Origin of the sequence: Breoghania sp. JC706 (genome assembly GCF_037026715.1) — a bacterium.
Taxonomy (GTDB): domain Bacteria; phylum Pseudomonadota; class Alphaproteobacteria; order Rhizobiales; family Stappiaceae; genus Breoghania.
The window spans coordinates 70,153-82,672 of sequence record NZ_JBANCG010000002.1 but is presented as its reverse complement, the minus strand read 5'-3'; the positions used below and the strand labels follow the sequence as shown (position 1 = coordinate 82,672).

Below are 12,520 nucleotides of genomic sequence, written 5' to 3'. Positions count from 1 at the left end.
AAGCGCGTCTTGAAGGGTGGGCTGCGGGGACCGAAGCCATCGGCACCGGTCTTGCCTGCCGCCGGCGACTGGCAGCCTCAAAGAGGCCGGTAGGGCGCGCGGCCGCTTTCGAGCGCCCGGTCGAGGAGTTCCAGCCGGTCCTGCCCCCAGAAGGGCTCGCCGTTGAGAACGTAGACCGGCGAGCCGAAGGCGCCGGCGTCAGCCGCCTGACGGGCGGTTTCGGCGTAGATGGATCCGACCTCCTCTGAGCGGGCGGAGGCGAGAAGATCGCCCTTGCGTTCACCCAGATCATCCAGAATGCCGGCGATGACATGCTCGTCGGCGATATCGCGGTCGAGTTCCCAGCAGGCGCGGAAGGCGCGGTGGGCGAAATCGGCGACGCGACCGCCGGAGCGCGCCAGCACGATGGCCGTGCAGTCGGCGAGCGTCGGATCGGTGGGAAAATGCGCGGGCTTGAGGTTGAGCGGCAAGGCGCGCGCCTCGCGCCAGCGCTGCAGCTCCAGCCAGCGATAGGACTGGCGGGCGGGGTGGCGCTGGGGCAGCGGCAGGCCGCCGGTTTTCGAAAACAGTGCGCCGAGATTGACCGGATAGTAGCGGATGCCGGCGCCGTGGCGTTCGGCGATCTCGTGCAGACGGTCATGGCCGAGATAGGCGAACGGCGAAATCAGGCTGAAATAGTAATCGATCGTCACGGACACGGTGGACCCTCCCCGCCGGGTTCCGCAGGACTTGCAACGTCATTTCCGACCCGGCCCGAGGACAATGCCGGGCCGGGGCAGCAAGGGCAAGCGGGGACGGGCGATGACTGTGGCGGGATCGGGGGACAAGCCATGGAGCGAGATGGAGAGACGCGGGCCGGCGCCGCGACGCGCTGCTGTCGCGTCAGACGTTCTCGTTGAAGATGGAGGCGATCAGCCACTCGTCCTCGATGTTGACGAGGTGGTAATGGCAGGTGAAGGCGAGCGCGACGTCGCCATCCGCCCGCTTCTGGCTCCACGAGACGCTGGCGAGCGCGGTCGGCCCGGAAACGGAGAGCGCGCCGACCTCGTAGTCGGACTGGACCACGCCCTCGTTCTCGAGCACCTTGAGGAGAGCGTCAATGTTCTCCATCAGGTCCTCGTCGTCCTCGAACATGTTGCCGCGATCGAACTGCCAGATCACCACCGGATAGGCGAACAGATCGGCAATCGCATCGGCGTCGAAGTCGTCGAACGCGCTGGCATAGGCCGCGAAAAGCTCGCGGATCTCGGTCGTATCCTTGTCCGTCTTCATCGACATCGGGTCTTCCGTTCTTCTCGAAGGCACGCACCTGTCAGCCTGCCGATCTTTTCCGGCACGTCAATCGGTGACAGTGCCGGTATGCGCGCAGGCGCAATCATGACGCATATACAGCGACGCACGGCACAAGGCGATGGGGGATGAGAGATCGTACGGACGCCCGCCCCTTGTTCCCCTCTCCCCCTTGCGGGGGGAGATGTCGGCCGCAGGTCGACAGAGGGGGGTGAGCGGCAGGTTCGGAGCAAGCGGCATTACCCCCCTCTGTCACGCATTCGCGTGACATCTCCCCCACACGGGGGGAGAGGGGAGCGCGTGGAAAGTGCCCGGCATTCCCCCATCACCCGGCAGGGGCAAGGCAACGAGGAATGAGAGATCGTGCGAGCATCCGTACCTTGTTCCCCTCTCCCCCCTTGTGGGGGAGATGTCGGCCGCAGGTCAACAGAGGGGGGGCGAGCGGCAGGTTCGGAGCAAGCGGCATTACCCCCCTCTGTCACGCATTCGCGCGACATCTCCCCCACACGGGGGGAGAGGGGAACAAGCGGCGACGCCCGGACATCTCCACCCGCCTTGCCAGACGTGCCGTCACAGGGATAGGACGGAGGAGGCCATTCCCCATCACCCACCGGGTTTCAGGCGATTGCAGCACGATGCGCACGAGGGCCGGGCGGCCCTGCTCCCTCCCCTCTTCCGCGACTGGTTTTCCGCACGCGGGTGGTCGGTGCGCCCGCATCAGCTCGATCTTCTCGAGCACGCCGCCGGCAACCGCTCCGTGCTGCTGATCGCGCCGACGGGGGCGGGCAAGACGCTTGCCGGCTTTCTGCCGAGCCTCATCGCGCTGGCCGGGGCCAAAGGCAGGGAACGGCGGCGCGGCATCCATACGCTCTACATCTCCCCGCTGAAGGCGCTCGCCGTCGACATCGCGCGCAATCTGGAGGCGCCGGTGGCGGAGATGAAGCTCGATCTCGTGATCGAGACGCGGACCGGCGACACCCCCGCCCACAAGCGCCAACGCCAGAAGCACAATCCGCCCGACATTCTGCTGACGACGCCGGAACAGCTCGCGCTGCTGATCGCCTCACCTGACGCGGAGAGTTTCTTTGACGGGCTGACCACGGTGATCCTCGACGAGCTGCATGCGCTGGTGACCTCCAAGCGCGGGGACCTGCTGTCGCTGGGGCTCGCCCGGCTCAGGCGGCTGGCGCCCGGCATGCGCACGATCGGGCTTTCGGCCACGGTGGCCAAGCCCGACGACCTGCGCGCCTGGCTGGTGCCGCAGACGGCCGGCGAGCCGCGCGCGCTTGCCGATCTCGTCACGGTCAGCGAGGGCGCGGCGCCGGATATCACCATCCTGCCGTCGGAGGCGCGCATTCCGTGGGCGGGGCATTCGGCGCGCTATGCGCTGCCGGAGGTCTACGAGGCGATCAAGGCGCACCGCACGGTGCTGGTTTTCGTCAACACCCGCAGCCAGGCGGAGCTGCTGTTTCAGGAGCTGTGGCGGATCAACGACGACAATCTGGCGATCGCGCTGCACCACGGCTCGCTCGATGCAGGCCAGCGGCGGAAGGTGGAAGCCGCGATGACAGCCGGCGCCCTGCGCGCCGTGGTGTGCACATCCTCGCTCGATCTCGGCATCGACTGGGGCGATATCGATCTCGTCATCAATGTCGGCGCGCCGAAGGGGGCGAGCCGGCTTTCCCAGCGCATCGGGCGCGCCAACCATCGCATGGACGAGCCCTCCAAGGCGCTGCTGGTGCCGGCGAACCGCTTCGAGGTGCTGGAGTGCCGGGCCGCGCTGGAGGCATCAAGAGCCGGCGTGCAGGATACCCCGCCGCCGAGAACCGGCGGGCTCGACGTGCTCGCCCAGCACATTCTGGGCCGTGCCGCCGCCGGGCCTTTCGACGAGGCGGAGATGTTTGCGGAGGTCACGAGCGCCGCCCCCTACAGCGCGCTTGAGCGCGAGACATTCAGGCGCGCACTCGATTTCGTCGCGACCGGCGGCTACGCGTTGCGCGCCTATGACCGCTACGCGCGGCTGAAGAGGCGCAACGACGGACTTTGGCGGATCGCCAATCCGGCATTTGCCCAGCAGTACCGGCTGAATGTCGGCACCATCGTGGAGGCGCCGATGCTGAAAGTCCGGCTGTCGCGCTCAAGCGCAAAGGGTCGGCGCGGACCTGTCGGGCACAGACCAGCAGGACGGGGTGGGCGCGTGCTCGGGCAGGTTGAGGAATGGTTCGTCGAGCAGCTGGAGCCCGGCGACACGTTCGTCTTCGCCGGCGAGATCGTGCGCTTCGAGGGGCTGCGTGAAAACGAGGCGCTGGTCTCGCGCGCCCATGCGGAGACGCCGAAGGTGCCTTCCTACATGGGCGGCAAGTTTCCGCTTTCCACCTATCTCGCAGCCGGCGTGCGCGCGATGCTTTCGGAGCCCGACCATTGGCGGGCGCTGCCCGACCAGGTGCGCGAATGGCTGGAGATCCAGCGCGAGAAGTCGCTGCTGCCGGCGCGCGACGGGCTTCTGGTTGAGACGTTTCCGCGCAACAACAAGTCCTACCTGGTGTGCTATCCCTTCGAGGGTCGGCTCGCGCACCAGACGCTGGGCATGCTGCTGACGCGCCGGCTGGAGCGCGCGCGCATGCGCCCCATGGGATTTGTGGCCAACGACTATGCGCTTGCGGTGTGGGGGCTTTCCGACATGGGCGCGGCAATCACGCAAGGCACGCTGTCGCTCGATCAGCTCTTCGACGAGGACATGCTGGGCGACGATCTGGATGCGTGGCTTGCGGGCTCGGCACTGCTGAAACGGACCTTCCGCGACTGCGCCGTGATCGCCGGACTGATCGAGCGCAGGCACCCGGGTCAGGAGAAAACCGGACGGCAGATCACGGTCTCCTCCGACCTTATTTATGACGTTTTGCGCGCCCATGAACCCGACCACATTCTGCTCCAGGCAACCTGGGCGGATGCGGCAACCGGTCTTCTGGATATCTCGCGGTTGGGCGCACTTTTGCGCCGGATTCGCCAACGAATCACGCATACTGGCCTTGGTTGCGTATCGCCGCTCGCCGTGCCGGTCATGCTGGAGATCGGCCGCGAGCCCATTTACGGCGAGGCCAACGAGACCCTCCTCGCCGAATTCGCTGACGATCTCATCGCGGAGGCCATGACGTGAATCTCGGTGCGAGTGCTCTTTGGCGGCATACGCCCCATGTCGACTGGCATGAAATATATGTCGCGGGCGAGCTTCTGACGCTGCACCTGTCGGGTGCAGTGTGGTGGGAGGCGGAACGCACGCTGATCGTTTCCGACCTGCACCTGGAAAAGGCATCCTCCTACGCCACCCGCGGCGTGATGCTGCCGCCCTACGACACCGCCGTGACGCTGGACCGGCTCGCCGCCGTCATCGACCATTTCGAGCCCGCCCGCGTGATTTCGCTCGGCGACAGCTTCCACGACGGGGAAGCGGCGGCGCGCATGTCGGTGGTGAACAAGACCCGGCTTGCGATGATGCAGCTCGGGCGCGAATGGATCTGGATTTCCGGCAACCACGACCCGGAAGCGAGCGCGGGACTTTTCGGCGAGCACACCGACGAGGCCGATTTCGGCGCGCTGGTCTTCCGCCACGAGCCGCTGGCCGACATGGTGCTGGGCGAGGTCGCCGGGCACCTGCACCCGGTCGGCCGCATCCGCCGGCACGGCCGCTCGATCCGCCGGCCCTGCTTTGCCGGCGACCACACCCGCCTGGTGATGCCCGCCTTCGGCGCGCTGACGGGCGGGCTCAACGTGCTGGAAGAGCCGTGGGACCCGCTCTTCGGCAGCGCCGGCTTCACCGCCTACCTGATTGGCGAGGACCGGATCTACCCCATCCCGGCACACAAGCTGCGCGAGGACTGAGACGGGCGGCATCCGGGCGGGATAAGCATCCGGCGTCGAGCGTGCATCGCTCGCTCCGAACCTGCCGCCTTGCCCCCCTCTGTCGACCTGCGATCGACATCTCCCCCACAAGGGGGGGGAGAGGGGAACAAGCGGCGCATATACGGCACTCCCCAGCATCATCCCGGGCGCGCTGCGACGTGAAACGTTGCTGCGCAGACCCGGGACCTCAAGCGGCAGACACCGAGGGGTGATCCCGGATCTGCGAAGCGTCACTGACGTGCCGCATCGCTCACCTGACGACGCCGGTGGGGGGGGGCGGTTGTTGTGAACCGGGAGGGGCCCGTTTTCCCGTCCGCTCGACCACGCATTCGATGGCATCCCCGCGAAGGCGCTACTGCCCGGTTCGGGTTCGCGCTTCCCTGCTTCCGCCTCTTTCCTCGGTCTCTCCTCCGTCATTGCCCGGCTTTGTCCGGGCAATCCATCAGCGGCCTCAACATGGTCGGAGCGCGCTGGATCCCCCGGACGAAGCCGGGGGATGACGGCGGAGGGATTGCAAGCGAAAGCGGCATCGTGACGGCTTGCCATTTTCCACGTTTGCCGCGTTTTCTCTCCCCCCCTCTGTCATTCCCGCGAAGGCGGGAATCCAGCATTCCAGAGACGCTCGTTTGACGCGCAACAATCCGATCCGGTGGTTACTGGATCCCCGCCTGCGCGGGGATGACACCCTCGAGTCTGGCGGGCGCGGGTATGGCGGGCGCGGGGATGACACTCGCGGGTTTGGCAGGCGCGGGGTCGCCAGCGAGAGACGCCCCCTACTCCTTGCGGAAGATCACGCCTGCGAGCCAGCCGGTGCCGAGCGCCATCAGCACGGTGGCGAGGCCGTAGACCAGCGCGTTGGTGTGGGCCATCGAATAGGTGAACTGCTCGAAGCCTGCCTTGGCGATGCGCAGCTTCTGCTGTTCGGAGGTGAGCAGCGCGCCGCCGCGGAAGAGATAGACGTTCACCCGGTAATTGCCGTGCGGCACGTTGGCGGGAAGCGGCACGTTGGTGCGGAAAAGCGAGGGCGACAGGAAGCCCACCGCCGAGGAGCGCTGGGCGTAGAGCCCTTCCTGCAGCTTCAGCCGCAAGAGCGCTTCGCGGAAGGTCGCAATGCGTCCGGGGTGGTCCTTGACGCCGGCTTCGGCGCGCATGTCGAGGTTGGCGGAGCCGATGCCGCGCTCCTTCAACACCTTGTCCTGCGTGATCTCGCTGAGCCGGCGGGTGCTGTGCAGCGCGTAGAAGGACGGAATGTCCATGAAGCGCACCGCCTCGTTGTTCACCCACACGCCGAAGACACGGTCCTTGCGCCGGGTGACGACAGTCTCCTTCGGGCCGGTCACCGTGACGACGATGTCGTAGGCGTCGGGCCGCGCCACCGTCGTGGCGTCGCGCTCCACCGTGCCGAAGACGACGATTTCCGCCCCGGTGAAATTGGAGGTGATCTTGACCGCAGGCTCCGACAGCGCGGTGACGAGCGTTTCCGCACGGGCCGCACCGGCAAGGCACAGGAAAAGCGCGAACGCGGCGAGCGTGCCCTGAAGCCTCTCCTTTCCTGCGGTTCGCGCGATCATTGTCCGCCTCCCGACAGCACGGAGAAGGAGTAGAGGTCGACCGGCTCGATGACCAGATCGAAGGCGAAGCGCATGCCGACCAGCAGCACCACGACGGCGAGCAGGGCGCGCAGCTGTTCGCCGCGCAGATGCTGGCCGACCCGCGCGCCGAACTGAGCGCCGATGACGCCGCCGACCATGAGGATAAGCGCCAGAACCGCATCGACCGACTGGTTGGTGACCGCGTGCAGCACGGTGGCGACCGCCATGGTCGCCAGGATCTGAACGAGCGAGGTGCCGATCACCACGTTGGTGGGCACGCGCAGCAGGTAGATGAGCGCCGGCACCATGATGAAGCCGCCGCCGATGCCGAGCACCGCGCCCAGAAAGCCGATGGTGATGCCGAGAACCGCGATCGGTATGACGGAGACGTAGAGCCTGGAGCGGCGGAAGCGCATCTTGAAGGGCAGGCCGTGCACCCAGTTGTGCTGGCCGGGCCGGCGCAGGCTGACCGGCTTCCCCGAGCGCGAGCGCAGGATCGCGCGCAAGGACTCGATCAGCATCAACCCGCCGATCAGGCTGAGGAACGAGACGTAGGCGATGGAGATCGTCAGATCCAGCTGGCCGACCGCCTGCAGCAGCGAGAACAGCCAGACGCCGACAGCCGAGCCCGCGATACCGCCGCACAAAAGCACGAAGGCAAGCGGAAAATCGATCGACTTGCGCCGCCAGTAGGTGAGCACGCCGGAAAACGAGGAGGCGACGACCTGCGTCGTCACCGTGGCCACCGCCACGGCCGGCGTGATGCCGGTGAAGATCAGCAGAGGCGTGAGCAGGAACCCGCCGCCGATGCCGAACATGCCCGACAGGAAGCCCACGGCCCCGCCCATCGACAGGATCATGAAGATGTTGACCGGCAGTTCGGCGATGGGGAGATAAATCTGCAACGGTCCGGTCCGGTGCTGGAAAGACGGCGCGTGGCCCAAATACGGCGCACCATTGTTTCGCACCGCAAGTAAAGCCGTTTAAAGCCCCCTCCATCGGGCGCTGTCAATCAACCTTGAACGATGCTGGTTCACTTTCGGTTCACACCCGGACAATCGGCGCCTGCGGCGCGGTGCCAGACCCCGCCCTTAACGCCCGGCGAGGGCTCAGATCGAGCGTCCCGCGAGGGCCCGGATCAGCCTGGCATCGATGGCACCGTCGACGGGCAGACCTGCCTGAACCTGGAACAGGCGGATGGCGTCCACCGTCTTGGGACCGACGACGCCGTCGGCGGGGCCCGGATCGTAGCCGAGCCGGCCGAGCAGGAGCTGCGCCTGCTTGACCGTATCCTGAGCGTTGCTGGCCGCGTCGTCGGGGTTGGCCTTCCACGCGTCATCGGGGATCACGCGATTGGCGCCGTCCTCAATGGTCTTCTGCTGCCAGGAGTTGACGGCCTTGCGCGCCTCGGCGAGCTGGCCTTCGGGCAGCGAATTGGCGATCTCGTCGCGCTTTGCCGCAGCATCGCTGTCGCCGAGCTTGGCGGCGATGGCGAACCACTTGTAGGAGGCGGCCATGTCCTTGGGCACGCCGAGCCCGCGCGCATAGAGCACGCCGAGGTTGAACTGGCTGTCGCGCACGCCGTGTTCGGCCGCCTTCTGAAACCAGCGGGCAGCCCCTGCGAAGTCGGGCTTGCCGAGCCCGCCGTCGGCGAGCAGCACGGCGAGATTGTGCATGGCCTTGACGTTGCCCTGGTCGGCGGCGCGCTGATACCACTTGCGCGCCTCTGCGAGATCCTTCCGAACGCCGCGCCCCTTCTCGTAGAAGCTGCCGATCCGGTACTGCGCGGGCGCAAGGCCGGCATCGGCGGCGCGGCGATACCATTCGGCCGCCTTGGCGAGGTCGGCCGGCACGCCCTTGCCTTCGGTATAGCGCAGCGCGATCTCGAATTCGGCGCGCGGATTGCCGTTGGCCGCCGCCATGCGCAGGGCGAGCGGACCGACCGCCTCCTCCGGCAAGGACGCGGAGGGCGCCTTGGGCGCGGCCGTTGAACCGGCGTTCGGGCTTGAGTTCGCGCCGGGCGCATCGGAATTGGCGCCGCCGGCCCCGGTTGCGGGGGGATTCTCGAATTCGCCGTAGGGCTGGACGGCATCCGGCGCGGCGAAGGTGCCGGGTTCGGCGGCCGGCGGCTGGAAGGTGACGGCCTTGTCGGGCGTGCTCGACGGCGCCGGGCGAACGGCGGCCGCATCGCCGCCGGGCACCGCGCGCGCATCGCTGCCAGACACGGCACCACCGGGCGCATTGCCCGCTTCGGCGGGAGTGGACGTCGCCTTGCCGCCCGCCACGCGGGCATCGGTGACGGGGGCCTTGTCTCCCGGGAAGACATCGAGAACGGTCGCGACCTTGAGCGCGCCGATGGTCAGGATCACGGCAGCCGCCGCATAGACCAGCGGGCGGCGCAGACGGGAGGCGGAACCGGAGGCGGCATCCGCCGTGGCGGCGCGCTGCTCTTTCCGCTTCGCCTTCCGCTCCTTCTTCGTCATGCCGCGTTCGGCCGCCTCTTCGGCGGAAACCGGCTCGACCCGATCTTCGGTGCGCGAGCGCTTGAGCTTGTCGCGCAGCCAGGCGCCGCGATCCCTGGTCTGGGTGCCGGCGGCATCTTCCCCGGCCGCCACTTCCGCCGCAGCGGCCTGGGCGGCGCGGCGGGCGGCGGCGATGAAATCGGCCTTGCGGTCGCCGCCCGGCATCTGGCCGCGAACCTCCGCCGCCTGGGCACGCAGCAGCGCGGCCAGATCCGGCTTGCCGCTGCCCGGCTCGAGCGGAAGATCCTCGACGGTGGAGAAATCCGGCTCGTCAACCGGCGCCTCGTCGTGCGCGCCAGTCTCATCCGACCTGTCTTCGGCGCCGCCGGAGAACGAGCGCTCGCGCGGCGGCTGGGGCGGACGGCGCACGGCGACGCGATGACCGCCGCCACCGCCAACGGCGACCTCGGCGTAACCGATCTCGTCCTCGGCCTCGCTGTCGTTTTCAAGCGCGGCGAGGCGGGCGACGATGTCGTTGAGGACCTTCTGGACCTTTTCGATGGAATCGTCGGTCTCGCGGCGGTTGCCCTGCGCCGCCTCGAACAGGCGGGCGAGATCGCCGCGCAGCGCGTTGATGGCATCATCGGACGCGTTGCTTCCGCCGGCACCGCTGGAGCTTTCCTGCGGGCGGCCGGCAAGGGAGGCGTCGATGCGCTCGAGCACGGCCTCGATATCGCCAAGGCCGGACAGACGGTCCTCTGTCGCGTCGAGCTGACCGGCGATGACGGCGATCTGCTGTTCGATGCGCTCCAGCTTGGCATCGTCCGGCGCGCCGCCGGCATCGATGACCAGCGAACGGGCAAGCTGCTGGATCTGCGGCTCGATTGCCGAGACCAGCGTTTCGTTGTGGGTCAGGTCGTTGCGCAGCGCGCTGACATCCTGGCGCAGCGCGGCGATTTCGCTGCCGGCATTGCCGCCGCCCTCGCCCAGCGCACGCACGATATTGGCGAGCTGGGTGTGCATGTCGGCGATCCGCTCGCCGCCGAGCCGGTCGGTCGCGGCATCAAGGCGGGCGATCGCGCCCTCCAGCGAGCCCGCGTCGAGCGGCAGACCATCGAGCGTGTCGAGCTTGTTGGTCAGCCCCTCGATGCGGCGTTCGAGCTGCGAGAGAAGCCTCTCGAAATCGGCCGGAGCGCCGCCCTGGCGCTCGATGCGGTCGAGCCGGCCGAGGATCTCGCCGAGGCGTTCGTCCATGCGTTCAGACGTGCCGCCGGCAGAGGCGCGGTCCTCCGCCAGCATGGAGGAGATGCGCTCCATGCGATGGTTCAAGGCATCGAGAATGTCGCGGTCGGGCAGCCGGTCCTCAAACGCCAGAAGCCGTTCATGGAGATCGCCGGACAGCCCTTGCGTGCCTTGCGCGACCGCCTCGATGCGCTCGCCCAGATCGCGCAGCTGGCCGTCGACCGTGCGCACCAGATCGGCGATGTCGATCTCGCCGATGGCCGCGCGCAGGTCGCGCATCTCGCGTTCCAGATGATCGAGCCCCTGAAGTCCGCCGCGCGCGGCGAGATCGTGCAGACGGCCGGCCATGTCGTCGAGCCGGTCGTCGAAGGCGGCGAAGCTGGAGGCGCGCGGGATGTCGGCAAGGCCCTGCTCGATATCATCGAGCCGCTGTTCCAGCACCGAAAGGGCATGGGGATCGTGGATCTGGCGGCGCATGTCGTCGAGGCGTTCGACGATATGGGCGTAGCCGGATTCCAGCGTCTTCATCGCGCCGTCGATGTTCTGGCTGATCACCAGATCGCGCAGGTCGGCGATCTCGTGGCGCACGTCCTCGGCCAGCTGCGGGTCGAGGCCGTCGCGCTCGATGCGCTCCACCGAGGCGACGAGGCGGGAAATGTCGCCAAGGTCGCGGTCGGAAAGGCCATCGCGCTCGCGCCGCTCAATGGCGCCGCGCAGATCGGCGATCTCGGCGCGCAGGTCGGCGAAGGCACCGTCGCGCGGCTCGCGCAGGGAATCGATGCGCTCCGCCAGATCGCGGAAATGACGTTCGAAATCGGCGTTTTGCCCGGCGCGGCGGTCGGCGAACACGGCCGGCTGTTCGCGCTCGCGCCAGGACGGCGCCGCGGCCTGCGAGCCGGCCTCGCGGGAGCCCGGCTGACGGGATGCGGAGCGGTAGGGGGCCGGTTCGTAAGGGGCCGGCTCGAAACGCTGGACGGGCGCGCGCTCCTCGTAGCGCGGTGCCGTGCGGCGGCGCTCGATGCCGTCCGGCGGCAGGTCGCGCTGATCGGCGTCGAGCCTGTCGGGCTCAGACCTGTAAGACTGAAACCTGTCAGACTGGAACCTGTCGGATTGGCGCCGCCCGCCCTGGCGGCGGTCTGCGGAGCGGAGATCATCCGCACGGGGCGCGGCGGACGGTGCCGTCTCGAAGGCGTCGACCGCTCGTGCGGGCTCATCGCCAAGTTCCGGGGCACGGACAGAGGACAGCGAGCGAACACGCTCGTCGAGCTTGCCGAGCGCGGCCAGAACCCGCTCCACGCGTTGCGAACGGTCCTGCGGCGAGGCGCCCGAAGTGCCGGTGTTGCGGGCCGGAGCGCGGGACTGGGTGCGGGTCTCAGTCCGGGGGTCCGGGCGGGCGGGCTGTTCGGCGCGAGAGGAGGCTGGGCGAGGTTCGCGGCGCGACGCGCGATCGCTCTCGCCGGGCGTGCCTGCCCTGCCCTTGCGGCCATCCCTGGGCGCGTTTTCGGCCAGAAGACGATCGAGCGCACTGGCGATTTCGGAGATGTTGTCCTTGTCGCTTACGCGCGGAGCAGGTGCACGGGACATGGAGGGCGTGGGAGCAGCGCTTGCGCGCAGACGCTCGCCCCGTTCGCCGAGGCTCGGCGCGCGCGCCGTTTCCCCCGAGCCCGCGCGAATGAGAGAAGCGAGCCACTCGTCAACCGTCATGCCGGCACGTGCGGCCGCCTCGGCTGCTCTTTCCCGAGCATCGTTGTCCAGCTCACGAATGCTCCACGACATGAGCAGTCCCCGCTATCCGTCATCCTGTCAGGCATCTCGAACGCGTCAGGACCTGGCGCGCCTGCAAACCGACGTGTGAGCGCAAATTCCGATGCGCCTTTTCATCGCCAATTTCCTCCTTTCAGGGTAAACGCCGGGTTAATGATCCCCATTTGGCGGAACACTGCGGTCAAATCCGGTTAACCATAGGCGCTGCCACAACCCCGGCACGGGGCTTTCGGCGCGGCGCCGGGAACGGGGCGGGCGCCGCTGTCGCTG

General features: G+C 68.1%; 7 protein-coding genes. 2 read left to right on the top strand and 5 right to left on the bottom strand.

Annotated features, from left to right (window positions below; translation table 11 throughout):
• Positions 1 to 77: 77 nt before the first annotated feature.
• Together V2L18_RS03540 and V2L18_RS03535 are read right to left on the bottom strand one after the other, a co-directional pair.
• Entirely contained in the window at positions 78 to 698 is a 621-nt protein-coding gene (locus V2L18_RS03540) for a 2-hydroxychromene-2-carboxylate isomerase (RefSeq protein WP_336176438.1), read from the bottom strand.
• 184 nt (positions 699 to 882) lie between these two features.
• On the bottom strand, positions 883 to 1,278 hold the full coding sequence (locus V2L18_RS03535) for a nuclear transport factor 2 family protein (RefSeq protein WP_336176437.1): 396 nt from the start codon (positions 1,276 to 1,278) through the stop codon (positions 883 to 885).
• Positions 1,279 to 1,915: 637 nt separating this feature from the next.
• Between V2L18_RS03535 and V2L18_RS03530 the strand changes: the two genes are divergently transcribed.
• The gene (locus V2L18_RS03530) at positions 1,916 to 4,447 is read left to right on the top strand and encodes a ligase-associated DNA damage response DEXH box helicase (RefSeq protein ID WP_336176436.1); all 2,532 of its coding nucleotides are present in this window, start codon (positions 1,916 to 1,918) and stop codon (positions 4,445 to 4,447) included.
• Entirely contained in the window at positions 4,444 to 5,169 is a 726-nt protein-coding gene (pdeM, locus tag V2L18_RS03525; protein WP_336176435.1) for a ligase-associated DNA damage response endonuclease PdeM, read from the top strand. Before V2L18_RS03530 ends, pdeM begins: the two co-directional genes overlap by 4 nt.
• 794 nt (positions 5,170 to 5,963) lie before the next feature.
• Here pdeM and V2L18_RS03520 read toward each other — a convergent pair.
• The 3 genes from V2L18_RS03520 to V2L18_RS03510 all read right to left on the bottom strand — a co-directional run bounded on the left by V2L18_RS03520 (position 5,964) and on the right by V2L18_RS03510 (position 12,262).
• Positions 5,964 to 6,761: a TIGR02186 family protein gene (locus V2L18_RS03520; RefSeq protein ID WP_336176434.1), complete on the bottom strand. Its 798-nt coding sequence runs from the start codon at positions 6,759 to 6,761 to the stop codon at positions 5,964 to 5,966.
• Complete coding sequence (locus tag V2L18_RS03515) at positions 6,758 to 7,687, bottom strand: sulfite exporter TauE/SafE family protein (protein WP_336176433.1); 930 nt, start codon at positions 7,685 to 7,687, stop codon at positions 6,758 to 6,760. Before V2L18_RS03515 ends, V2L18_RS03520 begins: the two co-directional genes overlap by 4 nt.
• A 204-nt stretch (positions 7,688 to 7,891) precedes the next feature.
• A complete protein-coding gene (locus V2L18_RS03510; protein WP_336176432.1) occupies positions 7,892 to 12,262 on the bottom strand; it encodes a peptidoglycan-binding protein in 4,371 nt (1,456 codons plus the stop codon).
• Positions 12,263 to 12,520 lie beyond the last annotated feature (258 nt).

What these genes read in the sequence shown, in the direction of transcription:
- V2L18_RS03535 (WP_336176437.1), bottom strand. Translation starts at nt 1,278, where the DNA reads ATGTCGATGAAGACGGACAAGGATACGACCGAGATCCGCGAGCTTTTC.
- V2L18_RS03520 (WP_336176434.1), bottom strand. Translation starts at nt 6,761, where the DNA reads ATGATCGCGCGAACCGCAGGAAAGGAGAGGCTTCAGGGCACGCTCGCC.
- V2L18_RS03510 (WP_336176432.1), bottom strand. Translation starts at nt 12,262, where the DNA reads ATGTCGTGGAGCATTCGTGAGCTGGACAACGATGCTCGGGAAAGAGCA.